Origin of the sequence: Psychrobacter sp. SWN149 (assembly GCF_015864565.1) — a bacterium.
Lineage (GTDB): Bacteria > Pseudomonadota > Gammaproteobacteria > Pseudomonadales > Moraxellaceae > Psychrobacter.
In genome coordinates this window covers 150,166-171,742 of record NZ_JADYWX010000006.1, presented here as the reverse complement: position 1 = coordinate 171,742, position 21,577 = coordinate 150,166, and the positions used below count along the sequence as shown (strand labels likewise).

18 protein-coding genes are annotated in these 21,577 nt (G+C 45.1%); 8 read left to right on the top strand and 10 right to left on the bottom strand.

Translation table 11 applies throughout. The features are described from left to right. Positions 1 to 444 precede the first annotated feature (444 nt). Positions 445 to 1,011, bottom strand: a complete 567-nt coding sequence (locus I6E86_RS11530; RefSeq protein ID WP_413787005.1) for a DNA glycosylase — start codon at positions 1,009 to 1,011, stop codon at positions 445 to 447. A gap of 463 nt (positions 1,012 to 1,474) precedes the next feature. Here I6E86_RS11530 and upp point away from each other — a divergent pair, with 463 nt between their 5' ends. Both upp and I6E86_RS11520 read left to right on the top strand, forming a co-directional pair. After that, the gene (gene upp / locus I6E86_RS11525) at positions 1,475 to 2,134 is read left to right on the top strand and encodes a uracil phosphoribosyltransferase (RefSeq protein ID WP_194364955.1); all 660 of its coding nucleotides are present in this window, start codon (positions 1,475 to 1,477) and stop codon (positions 2,132 to 2,134) included. Between the two features lie 72 nt (positions 2,135 to 2,206). Beyond that, positions 2,207 to 2,956, top strand: a complete 750-nt coding sequence (locus tag I6E86_RS11520) for an SDR family NAD(P)-dependent oxidoreductase (RefSeq protein ID WP_197177584.1) — start codon at positions 2,207 to 2,209, stop codon at positions 2,954 to 2,956. A gap of 69 nt (positions 2,957 to 3,025) precedes the next feature. Here the strand turns inward: I6E86_RS11520 and I6E86_RS11515 are convergent, their stop codons facing one another. Continuing rightward, positions 3,026 to 3,694, bottom strand: coding sequence for a hypothetical protein (locus I6E86_RS11515; RefSeq protein ID WP_197177583.1), 669 nt, complete (start codon positions 3,692 to 3,694; stop codon positions 3,026 to 3,028). A gap of 228 nt (positions 3,695 to 3,922) precedes the next feature. Between I6E86_RS11515 and I6E86_RS11510 the strand changes: the two genes are divergently transcribed. Next, positions 3,923 to 4,891, top strand: coding sequence for an alpha/beta fold hydrolase (locus I6E86_RS11510; protein ID WP_197177582.1), 969 nt, complete (start codon positions 3,923 to 3,925; stop codon positions 4,889 to 4,891). 100 nt (positions 4,892 to 4,991) lie between these two features. Here I6E86_RS11510 and I6E86_RS11505 read toward each other — a convergent pair whose 3' ends face one another. Continuing rightward, positions 4,992 to 5,219: a DUF1653 domain-containing protein gene (locus I6E86_RS11505; RefSeq protein WP_197177581.1), complete on the bottom strand. Its 228-nt coding sequence runs from the start codon at positions 5,217 to 5,219 to the stop codon at positions 4,992 to 4,994. 99 nt (positions 5,220 to 5,318) lie between these two features. Beyond that, the gene (gene tyrS / locus I6E86_RS11500; RefSeq protein WP_197177580.1) at positions 5,319 to 6,530 is read right to left on the bottom strand and encodes a tyrosine--tRNA ligase; all 1,212 of its coding nucleotides are present in this window, start codon (positions 6,528 to 6,530) and stop codon (positions 5,319 to 5,321) included. A gap of 143 nt (positions 6,531 to 6,673) precedes the next feature. Between tyrS and I6E86_RS11495 the strand changes: the two genes are divergently transcribed. From I6E86_RS11495 to I6E86_RS11485, 3 genes are all read left to right on the top strand, one after another. Then, positions 6,674 to 8,086: an anhydro-N-acetylmuramic acid kinase gene (locus I6E86_RS11495; RefSeq protein ID WP_197177579.1), complete on the top strand. Its 1,413-nt coding sequence runs from the start codon at positions 6,674 to 6,676 to the stop codon at positions 8,084 to 8,086. A gap of 95 nt (positions 8,087 to 8,181) precedes the next feature. Next, positions 8,182 to 9,573: a beta-ketoacyl-ACP synthase II gene (fabF, locus tag I6E86_RS11490; RefSeq protein WP_227669708.1), complete on the top strand. Its 1,392-nt coding sequence runs from the start codon at positions 8,182 to 8,184 to the stop codon at positions 9,571 to 9,573. A gap of 130 nt (positions 9,574 to 9,703) precedes the next feature. Next, positions 9,704 to 10,549: a hypothetical protein gene (locus I6E86_RS11485; protein ID WP_197177578.1), complete on the top strand. Its 846-nt coding sequence runs from the start codon at positions 9,704 to 9,706 to the stop codon at positions 10,547 to 10,549. A 112-nt stretch (positions 10,550 to 10,661) separates the two neighbouring features. On the opposite strand, the gene I6E86_RS11480 is transcribed toward I6E86_RS11485, so the two are convergent. The 5 genes from I6E86_RS11480 to I6E86_RS11460 all read right to left on the bottom strand — a co-directional run bounded on the left by I6E86_RS11480 (position 10,662) and on the right by I6E86_RS11460 (position 18,223). Beyond that, positions 10,662 to 12,479 (bottom strand): aminopeptidase P family protein, encoded by a 1,818-nt coding sequence (locus tag I6E86_RS11480; protein WP_197177577.1) that lies wholly within the window; start codon positions 12,477 to 12,479, stop codon positions 10,662 to 10,664. Positions 12,480 to 12,897: 418 nt separating this feature from the next. After that, the gene (locus I6E86_RS11475; protein WP_227680643.1) at positions 12,898 to 14,403 is read right to left on the bottom strand and encodes a peptide MFS transporter; all 1,506 of its coding nucleotides are present in this window, start codon (positions 14,401 to 14,403) and stop codon (positions 12,898 to 12,900) included. 374 nt (positions 14,404 to 14,777) lie between these two features. Beyond that, positions 14,778 to 15,218: a hypothetical protein gene (locus I6E86_RS11470; RefSeq protein WP_197177575.1), complete on the bottom strand. Its 441-nt coding sequence runs from the start codon at positions 15,216 to 15,218 to the stop codon at positions 14,778 to 14,780. A gap of 210 nt (positions 15,219 to 15,428) precedes the next feature. Then, positions 15,429 to 17,003 carry an apolipoprotein N-acyltransferase gene (lnt, locus tag I6E86_RS11465; RefSeq protein ID WP_197177574.1) on the bottom strand — a complete coding sequence of 525 codons (1,575 nt, stop codon included), beginning with the start codon at positions 17,001 to 17,003 and terminating at the stop codon, positions 15,429 to 15,431. A 320-nt stretch (positions 17,004 to 17,323) separates the two neighbouring features. Next, positions 17,324 to 18,223 (bottom strand): CBS domain-containing protein, encoded by a 900-nt coding sequence (locus I6E86_RS11460; RefSeq protein WP_194364967.1) that lies wholly within the window; start codon positions 18,221 to 18,223, stop codon positions 17,324 to 17,326. Positions 18,224 to 18,496: 273 nt separating this feature from the next. On the opposite strand from I6E86_RS11460, the gene I6E86_RS11455 reads away from it, so the two are divergent. Beyond that, a complete protein-coding gene (locus I6E86_RS11455) occupies positions 18,497 to 19,852 on the top strand; it encodes a DUF4105 domain-containing protein (protein ID WP_197177573.1) in 1,356 nt (451 codons plus the stop codon). Between the two features lie 38 nt (positions 19,853 to 19,890). On the opposite strand, the gene I6E86_RS11450 is transcribed toward I6E86_RS11455, so the two are convergent. Next, positions 19,891 to 20,523, bottom strand: coding sequence for a YcgN family cysteine cluster protein (locus tag I6E86_RS11450; RefSeq protein WP_413787002.1), 633 nt, complete (start codon positions 20,521 to 20,523; stop codon positions 19,891 to 19,893). Positions 20,524 to 20,680: 157 nt separating this feature from the next. Here I6E86_RS11450 and I6E86_RS11445 point away from each other — a divergent pair, with 157 nt between their 5' ends. Then, positions 20,681 to 21,418 (top strand): dienelactone hydrolase family protein, encoded by a 738-nt coding sequence (locus I6E86_RS11445; protein WP_197177572.1) that lies wholly within the window; start codon positions 20,681 to 20,683, stop codon positions 21,416 to 21,418. Positions 21,419 to 21,577 lie beyond the last annotated feature (159 nt).

The window sequence follows — 21,577 nt, the reverse complement described above, 5'->3', positions numbered from 1 at the left end:
CGTCCAGTAACTGATATATAGGGTATCTCTCTTGCTGTTTAGTCTCAATCCCTTACGGTTTAAGCTATCTAGCGAGCCGACTATCTTATCATAATGATTTGATTTGTCAAGCTTTTTTATAAATTGTCTCAACTCGGTAATCTAAGTAATAAGTTTGTTAACTTACTGCCTAGCTTCCTTTGCTGTGGGGCGTATTGTATAGAGTTTAAAAGCTGTGTCAACTGCTTAATCAAAGGTTTATTAATTAGTTTGATCGCCTATATAATATTACATTAGTTTCAATGGGTTAGGATAAATTTATCTATTCAGAATTTTAGATATTGCTGCTAAAGCTCTTATGCCTTTCTACTTCTTTAGAAAATCGCTTCTACTTTACCAATAATATATGATTGAAATCTCACTGATATACCAATACTGCTACGCCACTCTTTTCTATATAACTGCTTATAACTTACCCATTTTTTTAAAGAATGCTTTATAGGCTGCAACCTTCTTATCCAACGATAACGGATAAGCACGTGAGGTTGAAGGCAGTCTATATAAAGTTAAGTTATTCACATCTGCTTCTTTATCACTTGCGCTTTGCCACTTATATGGATAGTTCATACTATCATTGGTTTTTGGGTACTTTGATTTGGCAATTGGCTCATCTAATAACCCAAGTAATACCTCGGTCGCCTTGCCTCCTGTGGTAAATAATGTCTTTACCTTTGGCACTTGTAGCAATGTATTGTCTAAATCAACAGGTGTAACAACGGTTAAATTTTTATCAGAGGCGTTACCTGTCTCACGGATGGCTTGCTTGACGGTTGGACAAGACGCGATACCACGTTCAAACATAAAGTCACGGATATGCTCAGGATTAAAGCGCTTTTCGTCACCTACTCTGAAATACTCAGCATCATCAAAAAACACGCGACCATATATCCGCCACATATCATTATAGAAATTGGGATAGTGAAAGCTCATGGCCCATTTATCAGCAGTCGGTGGAAAGGTGCCCATCATCATGATCGTTGCATTGGGCGGTAAGACGGGCTCAAAAGGATGGGTTTCAACCTCTACTGCTCTGTTCTCTAGTGATTTCGATTCAGTATCGATGGTTTCTTGGGTGCTTGGTGTTTTTATAGTCATGATATTCTTCATCAGAAAAGTCGTTTTTTTGGTATCATAGCAGGTCTAAACACTACTACATTTATAATCATTCTATATAGTCAAATATAGTCGGCTCAAAAGGTAATGCGACTTTAGATGTATTTTTTAATAACTTCTGTATCGCGCCTACCTATAAGCCGTACTGTACTCACGTCTATCATGTCCAAAGTGTGATAGATGCATTTGGCTACCCTAAGCATTAACTTTACTATTGATGCGCTAAATATAGGGTGGATATGCAGTAAGTGTTTGTATCTTTTTTACTAATAGCAAGCGCAGTGACTGCGCAAGCATCAGACTAGAACCCAAGAGAATACTTATGAGTGACTTAAATAGCGGTTTAAACATTACGGTAATCGATCATCCACTAGTCCGTCACAAACTCAGTCTCATGCGCGAAAAAGACTGTAGTACTTATAAATTTCGTACACTGACCAAAGAACTTGCCCGCTTGATGGCCTATGAAGCAAGCCGCGATTTTGAAATTGAAACTTTCCCAATGGAAGGCTGGTGTGGTGAAATCACTGGTGAGCAAATCATCGGTAAGACGGCGACGATCGTACCGATTTTACGCGCAGGTATTGGCATGCTAGATGGCGTGCTCGACTTAATTCCTACTGCTAAGATTTCTGTGGTCGGTCTACAACGTGATGAAGAAACGTTGCAGCCAGTACCGTTTTTTGAGAAATTCGTGAGCCATATGGACAAACGTCCTGCTCTTATCATTGATCCAATGCTAGCCACAGGTGGCTCAATGGTCGCGACCATCGAGATGCTAAAGAAAAACGGCTGTACGAATATCAAAGCATTGGTATTGGTTGCTGCCCCTGAAGGCGTACGCTTAGTAAATGAAGCGCATCCTGACGTGACCATTTATACCGCTGCACTAGACAGCCACTTGGATGAGCATGGTTATATCATTCCAGGTCTGGGTGATGCGGGTGATAAAATCTTTGGTAAGCAATTATCAAATAGATAAGTCGCATAGGGTAAATAAAGCCGTCATCAAAATTATGGCAAAACCAGACAACATCACTGATAAGGACACACAATGAACGTATTGATTACTGGCGCAAGCGCGGGTTTTGGTAAAGCATTAGCAGAGCGTTTGGTTGCTAATGGTCATCAAGTAATCGGCTGTGCCAGACGCCTTGATAAACTGACTGCTTTGGCAGAGACTTTAGGTGAGGCTTTTTTACCCGTGGTTATGGATGTGAGTGATACGGCTTCTATTCCACAAATCATTGCTGACTTGCCTGATGATTTTAAGCAAATCGATGTCTTGGTCAATAATGCAGGATTGGCACTCGGTGCAGAGCCTGCTCACAAAGCCAGTCTTGATGATTGGATGCGCATGACTGATACCAATATTAAAGGCTTGATGGCGTTGACTCATGCGGTCTTGCCAGCGATGGTGGCTCGTGATAGCGGTTATATCATCAATGTGGGTTCGATTGCTGGTAGCTGGCCTTATTTCGGTGGTAACGTTTACGGCGCAACTAAAGCATTTGTAAAACAGTTCAGCTTAAACTTGCGAGCTGACTTAATTGGCACGCAAGTGCGTGTGACCAACCTTGAGCCTGGTAATGTGGCTGGCACTGAGTTTTCAAACGTGCGCTATCATGGCGATGATGACAAAGCTGCCAAGGTTTATGATGGTTTTAAAACCATGACAGGTGAAGATATCGGTGATATTTTATTATGGCTAATCGAATCACCTGCTCATATTAACGTCAACCGTTTAGAAGTCATGCCAGTCGCCCAGACCTATAATGGGCTGACGATTGCCAAGCAAGGTTAATATTAACTGCTCGGCTAGTTATAGTATCAATGTTGTTTATCGATGTATCATTTATCAACACCAAAACTGTTAGCGTATCTCATAAGATCGAAGCAATATAGAGAACTCTATATTGCTTTTTTTTATGTCTTCAATAACTTGCTCATTGACCAAACGTAAATCCTGAAAGTCCAAAATCAGCACTTCATTACGAAGACGTTCGCTAGTACGTTTATTATGACGTATCGCAAATCCTAAAACTTGCTTACCAGTGATGGCTATCTGATTAACGATTAACTTTGAATTATTCACGGTCAGCTTCTGGGACATTATCTGGGCATTTATGATCGCAGTTGCTGGATTCACAGTAGTGGTTAGTATCTTTATTTGTCGCACACTTTTGGGCATGTCTCCTGCAAAAAACAATACCTGATTGAGTGGTAAATACTGCGTATGGCGCATCAACTCTTGACGAAATATTGCAGGCATATCTGTGTTAAAACTGTCTTCTGTCTGCTGATAAAACGCAATAAAGTTACGATGAAGATAACGCCCGAACACTGTGGTATTAATCCACTCTTGATAGACCTCATTCGCCACGAGTTGCTTAGCAAAATCATTGGTATCTGCTGTGACATCCGTATTCAGGGTAGCTGAAAGCATCGACAGCAAAAGCGCCTGCGGACTGAGCAATATCTGCTGCTGCCACAGCTGTGGATATAGGCTGCTATCGAGTAATGGCAATGTCGATCTGCTCATGTGCGTATATCCTTATCAGCTATCGTCCGTTATCATCGGTTGTCACCTGTCACTGCGACGGCTTTTACCCTGAGTTAAATTCTGTGCTATGGTCAAATGACTGCTTTAATATAGCAGTCTTTTATTAGCGGTATAGCGAATTTTGCAACGATACATCTCGACCAATCAACCCTGATATCTTGACAACCTGATACCCCAATACCTTGACGATAAAAGCGATATCACTTTATGAAAAAAGACCTCATACCCTTTTCTACTCCTTACCAGCTAAAGACCATTACTATCCAAATAACTGATGGAATACTGCTGCCCGTCTCTGTCATTGGCAAAGGTAAACCTGTCCTCTTAATGCATGCTTTTGGTATGGATGCGAGGCAATTTTTGCCATTTATTTTACCGCTGATTCAGCACTACTGCTTTTACTTGCCGCATTTTAGAGGGTTTGGTTTGGCCAGTCATCTAGCGTTGTCAACGTTTGATTTTATTAAGCAATATGCACAAGATACCCAAGATGTATTTGAATACGTGAGCGAAGAAACCGGCATTGAGGCTTTTCCTGTTGCCGCGATATCGATGGGCGCATTGGTCATGTGGGCGTATTTTCAGCGCTTTGGCACTCAGCGCGTGAGTCGTTATCTGAATATTGACCAAGCACCGATCATTCATAATCAGCCAGACTGGCAAGGTGGCGGTGTATTTGGTGCGCGTCAAACCGAATTGTTTGCAGAATTTACACGGTTGATTGCCGACGTGGCCCCTTATATGCAAGCCGAGCAAATGGTTGACTTCCGTCACCTGCCTTATCGATTAAAAGTAAATTTATTAGACATGGAACGCTCTTTTTCTCTGCTGTCTGTCAGTAGTAAATCTTCGCAATTGTTGGTAAAAGCCCTCAGTTATCGGGCACCGCACAAAATCTCCTTAATGCAGCACGCGACATGGCAGCATAAACTGCGCTGCCTATCTGCATATGTTGCGCTGCCCTACGATTACCGCGAGGTTTTGCCAACGGTCAATATTCCGACTACCTTACTGATTGGTGGGCGTTCACAGTTATATAGTGCAGAGTGGCAACAGCGTTTGACCACTTTGTTGCCCAATGCGCACAGCATTATTTTGCCAAAGTCAGGTCATGCTGTGCCGATGGATGCACCTGTGGGATTTTACAATGTTTTAAAGCGGTTTCTGCATAGTTAGTCTTTAAAAGACTTGTTTTAGCAGACGTAAAAAAAGCGACTTTGAAAGTCGCTTTTTATTTGTTTAATGAGTTGTTATGTAAGTTCGCAGAAGATCAAAACTAACTGGCTAAATCTTTGATTAATTCAAATCGTGGTATTCCTTTACCATCTACGGTGACTGTTTCAGTAAACATAGCTAATGGGCGAACCCACACACCGTACTCACCATACAGGCAGCGGTAAACGACCAATGATTCTTCAGTCTCAGAATGCTGCGCGGTATGCAAAACTTGGTAAAGGCTGCCTTTGTAATGGCGGTAGATGCCTTGAGGGATGATTTTAGTCATAGCAAATTCCTAATATTAAAAAATGGCTGCTAATGGTCGCTTCATAAAAAAAGTCGACAATGACTGCCGACCTCGCTTTTAATCATTTTTATATGTTACTTAACCAACTGTCACTTTCGCATAAGCTTTTTTGCCTGCTTGAATCACGACCGTCTGACCTGAAGTGAGACTAAAGCCACCATCAACAACTTCGCCATCTACTCTTACCACACCGCGTTTTACCATGTCTTTGGCCGATGAGCTGTTTTTCGCAAGCCCAGATTGGTTCAGTACCTGAGTGATAAACAGTGCATCTTGACCTTCTAAATCTACCGTTACTTCTGGCAAATCGATTGGCAGCTCGCCATCGGCTAACACATTACCGGCTGACTTATGCGCATTGGCAGCCGCATCGGCATCATGGAAACGCTCAATCAACTCTTCGGCCAAGATACGTTTGATTTCTTGTGGGTTACGACCCTCTTTCATCTCCGCCAATAAACCTTCGACTTCGTCCATTGGCTTAAAGCTTAAAAATTCAAAATAGCGATGAATCAGGGTGTCTGGCATAGATAGGATTTTTTGATACATGGTGCCTGGCGCATCATAGATAGCAACATAGTTATTCAACGATTTAGACATTTTATTAACGCCGTCTAACCCTTCCAAAATCGGCACTGTGATACACACTTGCTGCTCTTGACCATAACGGCCTTGCAACGTGCGACCCATTAATAAGTTAAAGGTTTGATCGGTACCACCAAGCTCGACATCGGCTTTTAACGCGATAGAATCATAGCCTTGTACCAGTGGGTAGAGGAACTCATGGATTGAGATAGGCGTTTGCGAGGCATAGCGTTTAGAGAAATCATCACGCTCTAGCATACGCGAAACCGTTTGCTGACTGGCAAGCTGAATCATATCAGCGGCGCTCATGTCCTTGAACCATTCAGAATTAAAGACCACGCGAGTCTTTTCTTTGTCCAAGATTTTAAATACTTGCTCAGCATAAGTCGTGGCATTGGCCTTGATTTGCTCATCGGTCAATGGTGGACGCGTGCTGTTTTTACCAGACGGGTCGCCAATCTTGGCGGTATAGTCGCCGATTAAAAAGTAAATCTCATGACCCAAATCTTGGAAATGCTTGAGCTTATTAATCAGTACTGTGTGCCCCAAATGCAGATCAGGTGCGGTAGGATCAAAGCCTGCCTTGATACGCAGTGGACGGTTTAGCTTTAGCTTCGCCACTAAGTCGTCTTCGGATAGTATCTCTTGTGTGCCGCGCTGGATAAGGGCCAATTGTTCTTCTAGAGTGTAGGTTTTTTCGGTCATGGTGTTCTCTATATATCGCTTTTATTGGGATTTTTATGAGTGACGGTTATAAGCTCGACGTCTGATGACGTTTAAAAGCTCAAAAGGTTAGAAAAAATGATAGAATTTGACGGATATACTAGCGTTTTTTAAGGTAAATTGCCATGACCAACCCCGCATCGATTGCTGATACTGACCATAATACCCTTGCAGACTTGCTTATTAATAATGGTTTGAATAACAGTTCAAACGATATTGATGACTTGACCTATGATAATTCGAACTATGCCACGCTGACCGATGCCCTTGAGCAAACAGTGTTTGAGAGCTTTGATGATGGCTTATATATCGGCATGATGTCAGGTACCAGTTTGGATGGTATGGATGCTGTTCTTTGTCAATTTAATCCTGAGATAAGCGACGAAGACAATATCCAACAGCCCATGCGCTTGCTTGCGACGTACAGCCAAGATTTTCCGCCGCGACTGCGCGAGGTGTTATTGGCACTGTGTCAGCCAAACGGCATCCAAGCATTAATACCTATAGCGGATGGCCTAACAAACGAGCCAAACTGCGAATCAAGTAGCGAGCTGGATTGGTTCGGCTGGGCAAGTCGCGCGTACGCTGAGTTCGCGAGCGAAGTGGTCAATACATTATTGCAGCAATCAAATACTGATGCTGAGTCAGTACTGGCGATTGGCTGTCACGGTCAAACCGTGCGCCATCGCCCGCAGATGGGATTCACGTTGCAATTGGTCGATGCCAATATCATCGCTGAGCGTACCGGTATCAGCGTGGTCAGCGATTTCCGTCGTCGTGATATGGCAGTCGGTGGTCAAGGCGCACCACTGGTACCGGCGTTTCATCAAGCATTATTTGCAACGCCTAACCGCACCCGTGTGCTACTGAACTTGGGTGGTATTGCCAATATAACGGTCTTGCCAGCGGTAGCTGATAGCGCAGAGAATACGTCAGAAGATAAATTGCAGAATGTCGTTGGCTACGATACTGGCCCTGCCAACTTATTATTGGATGCATGGACCTCGTTGCATACTGATCATGCTTATGATGCAGGTGGCGCTTGGGCACAGTCTGGCACGATTATTGAGCCGCTATTAACTCAATTATTAGCGCATCCATTTTTTGCAAAACCTTATCCTAAAAGCACTGGCCGTGAGGACTTTAACTTAACTTGGTTGCAAGATGAATTACAGGCTTTTGAACAAGCCAATACTGACATCATTTATTCAGCGGTTGATGTACAAACGACGTTGACTGAGCTGACCGCTATCAGTGCCAGTACACAGGTCAATATGTTTACCAATACAGATAGCAATAGCTCGGTCTATGTCTGTGGCGGCGGGGCATTGAATGACTATCTGATGACACGACTGCAAGCACATCTGCCCTACTGCACCGTTGAGACCACAGAAACTTTAGGACTGGCACCGACATGGGTGGAGGCAGTGGCATTTGCTTGGTTGGCCAGACAGACATTGATGGGCGAAACGGGTAACTTGCCAGCGGTTACTGGCGCGAGTAAAGGCGTGGTATTGGGGCAAGTTTGCTTTGTCTGACCAGTTAGATTTTAGTTTACATACGTCCACCTACGTGCTTTATAATACTTTTAAAACGTCATCCTCTTAGGACCCGTAAGTACAGGATATATTTTATGAGCCAAAACAGCAGTTCACCGACTGACCAAGCGACCGATGAGGCGATCAATCCTACGGCTGCCGCATCTACGCACAAACCCCGTCAAAAGCCACCGCATTATGACCGCTCTGATGAGACACGTGTCGTGGTCACAGGCATGGGTGCCATCACACCGCTGGGCCTAGATGTCGAGAGCTCATGGTCTAAATTGCTCAATGGTGACAGTGGAATCACATCGATTTCCCACTTTGATGCTACAGGTTACCGCGCACAAATTGCAGGTGTGGTCAAAGACTTCGATGCCAAACAATATATGAATGCCAAAGACGCGCGACGCTATGATGAGTTTATTCATTATGGTATCGCAGCCTCCGCAATGGCATTAAAAAACGCCGGACTCATTGATGAAGTCAGTGCCGCAGATGCCCCTGTACAAGGCGTCGACCAAGATCGCTTTGGCATTATTTTGGGTTCAGGTATTGGTGGTATCCAAACCATCGAAAATAGCCGCGATACCCTACACGAAAAAGGCGCGAGCAAAGTCTCACCTTTTATTATCCCAGGCTCTATCGTCAATATGGCCGCAGGGTTGGTTGCAATCAAGCACACGTTAAAAGGTCCAAACCTTGCGACTTCTACGGCTTGTACCACTGCAACTCATGCCATGGGTCTTGCAGCGCGTTTGATCGCATACGGTGATGCTGATGTCATGCTAGCCGGCGGTAGTGAAAAAGGCTCAAGCCCTCTTGGCATCGCAGGGTTCAGTGCCATGCATGCACTCTCGACGCGCAATGATGAGCCGACCAAAGCCTCGCGTCCATTTGATAAAGGCCGTGACGGTTTTGTACTCGGTGACGGTGCTGGGATGGTGGTACTCGAGAGCCTTGCCCATGCCAAAGCACGCGGTGCAACCATACTGGCCGAGCTGGTCGGATTTGGGATGAGCGATGATGCCAGCCATATCACTGCGCCACCGGAAGACGGTAGCGGCGCTGCAAAAGCCATGCGCAATGCCCTAAATGATGCTGGGATCGAGCCATCAAGCGTCGGTTATGTCAACGCCCATGGTACTAGCACCCCTGCTGGCGATGTGGCTGAGTCAATTGCGATCGAAACAGTGTTTTCGCCAGTCAAAGACAGCATTTTGGTCAGCTCAACCAAATCGATGACAGGGCATCTACTGGGTGCAGCGGGCGGGGTTGAAGCTATCTTTACCGTACTTGCTCTACAGCATCAGCATGTGCCGCCGACGATCAATTTAGACGATGTCGAAGACAACTGTAATCTCGACTATGTGGCCAACCAATCACGTAAAGTCGAAAACTTGCAGTACGCGGTGTCCAATAGCTTTGGCTTTGGCGGTACCAATGGTTCCTTGGTATTTGCGCGTTGGCCGGTCAATCCATAACAGCCACCCATCTACATCGCAGCGCATTGTAATGAATGCGTTGTAACGTTGGTGTCAGATTTGCTACGTTTGTCCACTTGCAGCCCCTTATCGTACTTGCGTATGATAAGGGGTAATTTTTGGAACATTTATGGAAGATACCATGTCAAGCTACTCATTTTCCCATCAGTTTTATCAGCGCTGGACGTGTGCACCTGAGCCAGTACGCGCAGCCATTACCCAAGAGCTAAAAGACATCACCACCTTACTGCAAGCAGACACCGTATTTGAAAGCTTCACTTTTAATACGCATGATTTGGATGCCCATGTGGATGAGCTATATGATAACTATAATGCAGAGCAAGCGATCGCCAAAGCAATCACAGACAAACAAGAACAAGTCGAAGCTGAAAAACAACGATTAGAAGAAGCGCAACAGAAAGAGGCCGAAGCGGACCAACGCAAAGACGCAGCGGCTCAAAAAGAAAAAGAAGAGAATGAGCAGCGAGCGATCGAAAAAAATAATGCGGATAAAGACAGCGCCGCTACTGAGGCAGATAAAGCCAGCTCGCATAAGGGCATTGCCAATATCACCATTACTCGCAACACTGGTAAAAGTATCGAAAAGACAGCGTCTAATACAATAAGTAGCGAGAGTAACATTAGCAACAACAGCATTAGCAGTGTTAAAAATGAAAACACTGACAGCAATACCCTCAGCGAAAAAATCCATGTCCTCAGCGATGAACCTATCGAAGACATCAATAATAAAGCTGGTACAGCGATTAAGTTGGCATTAAAAGACACTCAGCTCGATGCAACGCACGAGCAGCTTATTCGTGAACTAGAAACACAGGTGGATGATTATTTAAGTGAGCAAATGATGCTGATGTCTGAAAATCTCAAGTCTTGGCTGCGTGCCGAGGTGACCCAGCATTTTAGCGAACAGAGTGACTCAACTACTAATAACGAAGCTGTTAAGAAAAATATCCACTAACAGTGATTATTTTTCAATATTAGACGTATATTTAGAAGCAGCCGCTCAGTAGTAAGCATTAAAAAGCCCCGTCAATCATTGACGGGGCTTTTTAAATTCTTTGAGCTTGGTACTAAATAGCTTTGGTACGCTCAGTCAACCACTCAAGCGCTGCGCCTTCGATGCGATCTTTTAGCTCTGCATAGACTTGGCTATGATAGTCATTCAACCAATCTCTCTCGGTTTGATCCAACAACGACGGCTCAATCAGACGCGTATCGATTGGGCAGTAAGTGATGGTCTCAAAGTTCAAGAAATTACCAAACTCGGTCTCGGTAGGATTGGCAACTGCTGTATTTACCACCAAGTTCTCGATACGAATGCCCCATTTGCCTTCGCGGTACAGGCCTGGCTCGTTGCTCGAAATCATACCGACTTTCATCGCACGCTCTTTTGGCGTGCTCGCGCTATAAGCGATAACTTGCGGGCCTTCATGTACGTTTAAGAAATAACCAACGCCGTGACCTGTACCATGACCATAATCCATTTGCGCTTGCCATAATGGAGCACGGCAAATGGCGTCAATCAATGGTGAGGCAATGCCATCAGGAAAATGAGCACGAGCAAGGGCAATATGCGCTTTCAACACAATAGTAAAGTCGCGCTTGTGCTCAGCGGTTATTTGTCCAATGCCAACCACGCGTGTAATATCCGTTGTGCCATTTTGGTACTGAGCACCTGAGTCAATCAGTAGCAATCCACCTTCGCCCTCGGCCACATCAAGGTAGCTGAATTTTTCTGGTGTGGCGCGGTAATGTGGTAGTGCACCATTTTCATTAAAGCCTGCGATGGTTGGGAAACTTGGCGAGACGTAATGCGGCTGGCGACTACGCACTTCTATCAGCATACTATCAACATCTAGCTCATTTAGACGCTCGCCTGCTGCTAGACGCTGCTCAAACGTCGTAAAGAACTCAGCCAAAGCAGCGCCATCTTGACGCATGGCTTCACGCACATGCTCGATATCTGAGTCAGCCTTCACTGATTTGAGTAGCGTACTAGGCGCCATTTGCTCAATAAAGCCAACATCATCTGCCATTTTTGAGAGCGTCCCTACTGCGACTTTGCTCGGATCTAACAATAATAAATCGTTTGGCGTCAATGCGCTCAATGCATCTTGCACAGCAGAGTAGTCAGCCACGCTAAATCCGCTGTCTTTTAGGCTAGATGCAATCTCTTCGCTGACTTTATCGCTGTCAATAAACAGTGTCGCCTTCTCAGCGTCAATCAAAATATGTGACAAGAACACAGGATTATAGTCAACATCAGCACCGCGCAAGTTGGTCAACCACGCGATATCATCTAGACTAGAGAGTAGATGATGTGTTGCGCCTGCCGCCGCCATACCTTCGCGTACGGCAGCTAACTTTGAATTAGCAGACTGGGCAAGGAATTGCTCATCGTGTACGTATAGTTTAGCAGCGGGTAGTGCTGGACGATCCATCCAAACGTCTGTCAGCACATCACGCTCGGTGATTAAGGTAATGTCATTGGCATCAAACGCATTTAATAGGCGATCTTGCTCAGCGATAGACAATACATTGCCATCGACTGCCACGCTATCCCCTTCTTGTAGATGATCGGCTAGCCAGTCGATGTGGTTTGGCTGACCTGGCGCTAACTTCTCTAACGTAATACCCGTGCCCTCTAACTGTTCGGCAGCATGTACCCAATAACGGCTGTCTGTCCACAGGCCTGCAAAGTCAGCTGTCACAACCAGCGTGCCGACAGAGCCTGTAAATCCAGATAACCACTGACGGGCTTGCCAATATTCAGGAAGATACTCAGACAGATGCGGATCGGCAGAGGGTACGATAATCGCGGTCAAATCTTGCTCAACCAACGCTTTACGCAAGTTATCGATGCGATCATGGATGATTTGTTTATTCATTAAAAGTGTCCTTATAGATTTTATAAAAATATTATAATTTGGCGATTATTTACAATCGTCTTATATGAATAGTCGTCTTGTTAGAGTGATGAATACTAATTTGGTTTTAATAAGACCTTTATTATTGGCGATTCTTCAAGCAAGCTGTCTAAATTTGCAGAATAGCTTCTGCTTATTGACAGTGGAAAATTAGCATTACATGACTGAGGTCATTGAACGCAACGTTACCGTCAACACACATCGACTGCTTATGTTGACAGTCAGCTATTATTAGATGTTTGGGCAGATAGTAAGCTTTCAATGGCTTGTGCCAAATATCTCACTAAGTAAAACAATAAGACGTGCTACCGATGATGGTAACACGTCTCGTCATACGTCACTTGTGCTGTTGTTATTCACAAATGTACACCAACCTCTCTTACGACTTGGCCAATTGTTTTTCGCGCTCGCTATCTTTTAGCATTTTGTTGATGGGTTTTGCCAGTATCAATAATAATACGGCGGTCACCACCAAGAAAATGGTCATGGTGGTAAACAGACCCGGTAACCCTTCGATTTTGTCGGCAGATACATGACCACCAAAGAAGGCGGCAACCAAGTTACCCATGGCGATAGAGGCAAAGAAAAGCCCCATCATTTGGCCTTGCATGCCCTCTGGTGCAAGCTTGGTCATAGCAGATAAACCGACTGGGCTAAGTGCTAACTCACCTAGTGTCAATAATAATAAACTACCCACCAACCATAGTGGCGATGCCAAGCCAGCACCAGGCGCTAAGATGCTTTTTGAGGCAAAAATCATCAATGCAAAGCCTGCAGCAGCCAGTAACATACCCAGTGCAAACTTCGCCATACTGCTCGGCTCAAGTCCTCGGTTACCAAGCTTGACCCAAACGATACTAATGATAGGCGCTAATATCAAAATGAATAAAGGGTTCAATGACTGGAACCAAATACTCGGTACATCAAAGCCTAAAACATTCAGATCGGTATAACGATCAGCAAATAAGTTAAAAGACGTCGGCTGCTGCTCAAAACTTGACCAAAACAGCGTCGAGCCAATGATTAAAATAAAGCAAATCAACAGGCGCAGCTTATCGGTCTTATCGAGGCGCGGTGAAATAAACATCACGGCAAAATATAGTATGACCACAGCGGCAATCAGATAAGTCATATACTCTGCAACCATCTCAGGTGCAAATGGCACAATGCCTGTCGCTACTAAAATGACTATAGCGACCAAAGTAGCAACAAATGCCATGGCCCATCGACCGATGTTTTTGTAGCGATCGTTGGCATTTTCCCAATCCGCGACGATGCCCTTAGCACGTGCATATTTTGTCAAATTCTTTTGTGCCACAAAGCGATAGATGAGTAACGACACTAGCATGCCCAAGCCGCCAACACCAAAGCCCACGTGCCACATGCCTTTTTCTTTGAATATACCCACGATCAGTGCTGCCAATAGCGCGCCGATATTGATACCCATATAGAACAAGGTGAAGCCACCATCACGGCGAGAGTCGCCTTTGGGATACAACGCACCGACCATCACTGAGATACAGGTTTTGAACAATCCTGAACCCAAGACAATACAGATCAAACCGACAAAGAACAGCGTCATACCGAACATAGCAGAAAGCGCGATACATAAGTGACCAAGCGCAATGATTATGCTGCCCCACCATAGTGCACGCTCTTGACCCAGCCAGTTATCTGCCAGCCAGCCCCCTGGTACTGCTGCTAAATACAACGAACCAGCAAAGATACCATAGATAGCAGATGCCGTGACTTCATCAAACCCAAAACCGCCACTGCTTACTGTCGCCACCATAAATAGCACCAATAGCGGGCGGATACTGTAATAAGAAAATCGCTCCCACATCTCGGTGAAAAATAAAGAGCGTAATGGCGCAGGATGTCCCATAAAGCCATTGTCTAGTGCTTGCAGTTCAGCTGCACTAGCTTCTGATTTTGATTGTGTACTCACAGCTTTATTCCTTTAAAGATTATTTTGGTAATGACCAAGCCCTCATTTATTCAGACGAGCGGTCATATAGGCGGAACATTGTTTCACTTGGGTATAATCAAGTAAAGAAAAAATTGGTCAAAAATTACACAAATACCCACAAAAAAGCCCATTCTCAAAAGTTGAAAATGGGCTTTTCTTTTTCGTCTCAGCAGCACTACTGCTTTACTTATAGCACTGTTAATAAAGACTTTATAATGCTACTAACTGAATAGTAGAGCACCATTGTATGACTGTCTAAATAACCATCATCTACATGACTACATGATAGATTACTGTGCGGCAGCTGTGTCATCAGCAGCAGTGCCAGCATCTAAATCACCATCTGCTTGCTCAGCGGTCAAATCAGCATCAGCAACGGCCGCTTGGCTCACTGTACCAGAAGCGGTGGCTGTGCCGGCTTCTGCAGTAACGACTGCACTGTCCGCATCTGCCACTGGGGTGACGGTTGCATCGGCAGCTGTATCAGGTGCAGCAGCATCCGTCTCTGCCGTTGCCACTTCCGCATCAGCTGGAGCAGTTTCTGCTGCTGCGACTGCTGCTTCATCAGCAGCGGCTAATTCTTCAGGAGTCTGAACCACAATATGCTGTCCTGCTGGACGTAAAAATGCAGAAACACCAATAAGTAAGACAATACCTAAGAACAAGGCAATGCCACCTAAAGTGAACAACAGCTCTTTTTTTGGATTATTATTGACGATACCTTCTGACATACCTTATCCACCTTGCGCAAAATATTTGAAATATCGAACTATTATATCGTAATTTGTACTGATTTGTGAAAACCCTTAAGTATTTAAAGGGTTTATTATCGACAAACTTTGCCAACTGCTTTTAGTCTGGATGGCGGTAATTTTTAAAATCACCTCGCTATCATGGGCTATCTGCATTTACTGGCTCTGTATATCTGCAAAATATCCGTATTATTTGCCACTGCGTACCAGAGGGGTTGGACGCTTGCCCAGATAACTTAACATCAGCAGCAGCGCCATAATGAATAGGATAGGATAATTACCAAAGCGCATGAATGGCGTGTTGCCGACGCGTGCCTGTATATTACCGCGCAATACCGTACGCTCGAACTGCGGCGCACGCGCTACGATACGACCTTTATGGTCAATGATAGCCGTCACACCCGTATTGGTCGCACGCATAAACCAGCGACCATTCTCTAACGCGCGCATCTGTACCATTTGCAAGTGTTGCAATGGGCCTGCTGAGGTGCCAAACCAAGCATCGTTTGAGATGGTCAATAAAAAGTCCGTCCCAATCGCATTTTTGCGCGTGGTGTCCGGATAGGCGACCTCATAACAAATAGCGGCACCCAAATTGTGTCCGCGGACACGCAGTGGTGACTGCTGATCACTGCCGCGGCTATAGCTCATGATGTCTTGGCTACCTGCTAGGTTAGGCAAAATATCGAGCATGCCCTCAAACGGGATGTACTCACCAAAGGGTACCAGACGCTGCTTTTTATACAAGCCATCCGCCTGTGCACCTAGTGCCACCACACTATTATAAAATGGTGCGTACTTATCCGTACTGGCATCAAACGCCGCCTCGTCCTTATAGGGAATACCTGTCACCCATGTCGTGTCCGTTTCTTTGGCCATTTTTACCATTTCATTGATAAAGCCGACCGCTTCTGTCTGAAACATAGGAATCGATGACTCAGGCCACAGCACAATATCGCGCCCCCACTCAGTACGGGTTAGCGTGGCATAAATTTTCAAAGTTTCTATCTGATATTCAGTGAGCCATTTTAGGTCTTGCGGGATATTACCTTGAATCAAAGACACCGATAAATCAGGCGTGCCTTTTGGCTTAGTCCATTGCGGATTGATCAGCCACAATGCACTACTGATAACGAGAAATGCCATCGCTGGAATCATGTAACCGCCGCGACGACGCAGTAGCTCGACCACGCTTGCTGCTAATAATACTGCCACAAAAGAAACCGCAAAAACGCCCGCCACCGGTGCCAATGATGATAGCCAATACTGCTCAGTAAACGCATAGCCGACGAACAACCAAGGAAAACCCGTGAATAGCCACGTTTTCATCCACTCTTGGAGTATCCATAGGGCAGCAAAAGACAACGGCTGACGGCCGACCATGCGATTAAAAATCAAAGCCAAAAACCCATGGAACAAACCCATGCCAAGGCCCATCAACACAATCATAAGCAGTGCTAGCCACACAGGCGTATCGCCATAGACATGGATGGAGGTATACAACCAAAACGCACCAACGCACCAAAGCCCTGTACCATAAGCCTGTCCGATGATAAAAGCGCGACGACCTGTCATATCAGGCATCAACAACGCGTATAAAATAGCAGGAGATATCAGGGCAACGGGCCAAAACCCATAGGGCGCGAGTGCCCATATAAAGGCAGCTCCTGCCAGCAACGCCATCAGCACCGTCAATCCCATGGGCAAACCCTTAGGTTTTTCGGGGTTCAGACGTTTTTGTAAATCCACAGTAGACAGACGCATAGCAATAATCCAAAACGATATTTTTTAAAATTTCATAGGTTTATAGTTTTATATGTTCACGGATTCGCATTGAGGCAACACTCAAACGAAACCTGACTGCATCACGCTGTATGCAGCACCACAAACAAAACCCACCCATGATACCAGTCATAGCTTATCAGTGGGTAAATTTGCGTTGCCAAAACCTCATACAAAATAGCAGACAACAAAATGCAAAAAACACGACTGAGTGTCGTGTTTTTTTATGAAGCTTACGGATAGGTTTTCTTAATATAGGGTCTGCTTATTGATCAAAAGACATGTGCATTGCTATAAGAAAATCAATGACTGCCTATCAATATCTGTTTATCAGCATTGGTCTTGGTCAGCTCTAGGTTTTGGATGAATCGACCTTCGACATCAGTGATAGTGATCTGCCAGTCGTCTATCAAAACGCTCTCGCCTTCTAGATCGCCTACATAGCCGAGCGCTTGCATGACCAAACCGCCCATCGTATCGACATCGGTATCATCGAAACGACTGCCGAGCTCGTCATTACAGTCTTCTATTACGGTAGAGGCTTGAACACGCCATGTATTAGGCTTATCAGGATCCGCAACGATATTATTGATGTCACTGTCTTCATCAAAGTCATCATGCTCATCGACGATGTCACCGACGATTTCCTCTAACAAATCTTCCATAGTGACCACGCCGCCGAAATTACCAAATTCATCAACGACAATGGCCATGTGCACTTGCGTACGTTGCAATGAGCGCAGCAAGGTATCAGAGCGTGCAGTCTCACTGATATAGAGTGGCTGACGCACCAAGTCTTTTAGACGTTGACTGTCGATTCTGTCTTCTTGGTTACGCACCATATGAACCAAGATAGGGATCAGGTCTTTGGCCAATAATATGCCAATAACGGCATCATCATCTTGACTGTCAAAAACAGGGTAGCGTGAGTGCGTGGTCTCAAGAATGATGTCCATCACTTCAGCAAGGCTGGTACTTTCATGGATACCAATCACTTGCGGGCGTGGCGTCATGATTTCGCGCACTTGGGTTGCTGGTAGATCGAGTACGCCTTCTAGCATATCAACCGTATCAGGCTCTAGGAACTGGCGCGAGTCTTGTACCAGACGAATCAATTCGTCACGGGTTTCGGGAGCGGTCGATAGCCAGCGTTTTAAGCCGCGCATCGACCAACTACTCGGGCTGGGAGTGTCGTCAGACATGTGGTGTGATTTAACCTCTTTAGTGAATGGCAATTAAAATAACGTTTAAACAAACGACTGGCATATAGATGGGGATAAACATACCAAATAAAACAGGAAAAACCTCATTCAGGGACTGTCACATAGTCAATAAGCAATCAACAAGCCAGTATAAATTAGCTTCACTTTATCGCAAGGCTCCCCGACATTCAACGATAAATTCACTCAAATTGTATTGTCAGTGTGTTATAAACTTTGCTATGGTCAAAGCCTTTATTTAACAAAACAAATCTTATGTCGCTACGCTCTCTGCTTTCTCGCTTACTCTCGTCGCGCTCCCGCAGCCGTCTTGAACACAGCCGTGTCCCAAATAGCAGGCTAGAAAGCCATGACTCAGAGAACATAACATCAGATAGTGGACAGTCAAATAGCCAACAGCCAACAGCCACGTGGCGACATCGTCTTTTGCAATTCTTTATCGCAGTCACGCTAGCGCTATCAGCAATATGGTTGCTGTTGGCCATTTGGTACCAGTATGGCATACGTTCGGTGGTAACTTGGCTGGCCACTATCGCAATTGTTGGGGTATTGGCGGCGCTGGTGAGTACGCGGTGTTGGAAGGTGCTCAAAAAAATACTGCCTAGACTGCTTACTCAATCGACTTCTAACAAACAGATTGCTCATAAAGATGTCGCAACCAAACGGCTCATTGGCTTATATGCTGCTATTTGGCTGTTGGGTGTGGGGTGGTTCTTTTCTATCGAACCAAAGCAAGATCGTGATTGGATGCCTGAGGTCGATCAGCGAGTCTCTTATGAACGCGATGCGAGCAATCCTGATTTGATTACTCTGACCAATATTCGTAACTTTGATTGGCATACTGCCGAGGATGCAACCGAGCATTGGGACACTCGCACAATCGATATGTCCAAACTCTCTGGTGTCGATGTCATCAACTCTTATTGGATGGGGCCATTGATTGCCCATACTTTAGTCAGCTTTCGCTTTGAAGATGATAAACCACTTGCCTTCTCATTTGAGATTCGTAAAGAGAATGGCGAATCGTTCTCCGCGCTTGCTGGGTTTTTTAGACGCTATGAGCTGAGTCTGATTGCCGCAGAAGAACGCGATATTATCTATACACGTAGCAATGCACGCGGCGAGCAAGTTTATCTATTTCCTGTTAGCAGCTTGCAGCAACACGAGGTCAAATCACTGTTTGAGTCTTACTTGACCGCTGCCGATGAGCTAAATGCAAAGCCCGCTTGGTACAATACGTTGACGAGCAACTGTACCAATATTATTTTTTATATGGCGCGTATCGTCAGTGACGATCGTCTACCGTGGGATTATCGAATTTGGGTCTCTGGTTGGCTGCCAAACTATCTATACGCTGTCGGCATGCTGGATGCCGCGCCTGAAAAGGCAGACCTGCCTTGGTCGATGGAGACATGGTACGAGCGTACCCATATCAACCCAAAAGCAAAAGGCTTTAACAATCAAATCAATCTACAGTCTGGCATTCATAGAGATGAAAATAGCCATGAATTCTCGCAGCAGATTCGTCGAGGCATTCCTATGCCGCCACTGGCTCACTCACAAGATAGTGCGGAAGCCAAAGCCAAGTCTACAGCTCAGGCTTCTAACTAAAAATAATTTGGCATTTATACAGGATTGATGAAGGTTGGCTAAGGGTTTACCCAATTAACCACCCGATCTTCCATTTCTTCATCAGACATGCCTATTTCAGAGACGCAGCGCCCCGCCACACCGACATTAACAGCGCGCATTTGTTGTTGCGTGGCCACCGCATCTTGGGTCAGTAATAAATGCCAGCTTGGCAAGTTTTGCCCTTTATACAATCGCTTGTAAGCGCAGTGCGATGGTAGCCACATCATTTGCGGCAGGTTGTCCATGGTCAATTGAATACAGTCAGGGACGTGCTCTTGACGTGTCGCATAGTGACCACAATATCCTGTCGCACAGTCCATCAGCTGGCACGTCACATCGGTATATTCGACCAATTCTTCGTCCACATCACCATTCTCATCTTCATCGATGTATTTAATCAAGCAGCAACTACCGCAGCCATCGCACAAGGCTTCCCATTCACTATGATTTAATTCTGCCAATGGAAATCGCGACCAAAACTGCGGGCGTAGTGTCTCGACATCAGCCGTGCTATTGCTATTGCTGGCACTAGCACTGGCATCAGTACTGTCAGGAAATAGAGATACTAACGGTGATAATGATGGCGACGACTTCGCATCAGAATCATGAGCAGAATACAAGCCTGATTGATCATCACTTTTGTTTAACAAATTTATAGTCATAGCGTCGCAGTAGCATTTTGATAAAGAGCGTTACACTATTATAGCTGTTTTTGCTGATTATGGGCGTTAAGGTAGTAACAGTCAGAAAAACGAACCCTCACAACGACGAATAAATAAAACTTACAACATAAAAAAGGACAATAATATGTCAATCAAGACTTTTGAATTAATCAGTACTACCGAAAATAACGTTCAGCTCATCAGCTATGTAGCGTTACCAGAAAATGCATCAGATGAGACGCCAGTGCCAGGCATTTTAGTGGCTCCAGAATGGTGGGGCGTGGTCGATCATCCAAAATCAGTCGTTGAGCGTTTAGCAGAAGCAGGTTATGCTGCCGTTGCGATGGATGTCTATGGTGAAGGCAAGCTGACCACCGATGCGGCGCAAGCCAATATGTGGATGGAGCAAATGCTCGAAGATCAAGACATGCTCATGGCACGCTGCCGCCTAATTCTTAATGACTTCAGTGATCAACTAGCTGTGGATGGTGACAATTTAGCAGCGATTGGTTATTGCTTCGGCGGTAAAATTGTATTGGACATGGCACGCGAAGGTATGCCATTAAAAGCAGTTGCAACCTTCCATGGTAACCCATCACCAAAACAGCCAGCAGACAAAAACTTCACTGCAAAAGTGTTGGTCGCCCACGGCCGTGATGATTCAATGGTCTCAATGGATGCCATCGAAGGTCTGAAATCAGAGCTAGACGCAGCTGACGTTGATTACACTATTGATGTCTATGACAACGCCAAACATGGCTTTACCAATCCACATGCCGATGAGCGCGCTGCCAAAAACGAAGTTGATCTTGGCTACAACGAAGCCGCTGCAAAGCAGAGCTGGGAAAACATGCTTGAGTTTATGAAAGCAAACTTGGCATAAGTTGCCATAACAGAGAATCTCAAAGACTTTCTGTACAGATTCAAAGCAAGATAATAGATGAAAGAAAACAAAAGGGCTGCTTAGTATTAAGCGGCCCTTTTATTTTGTCTGGCTTTTCTATGATACAAGATAAGTATCAATGGCTCTTTATAAGAGTCG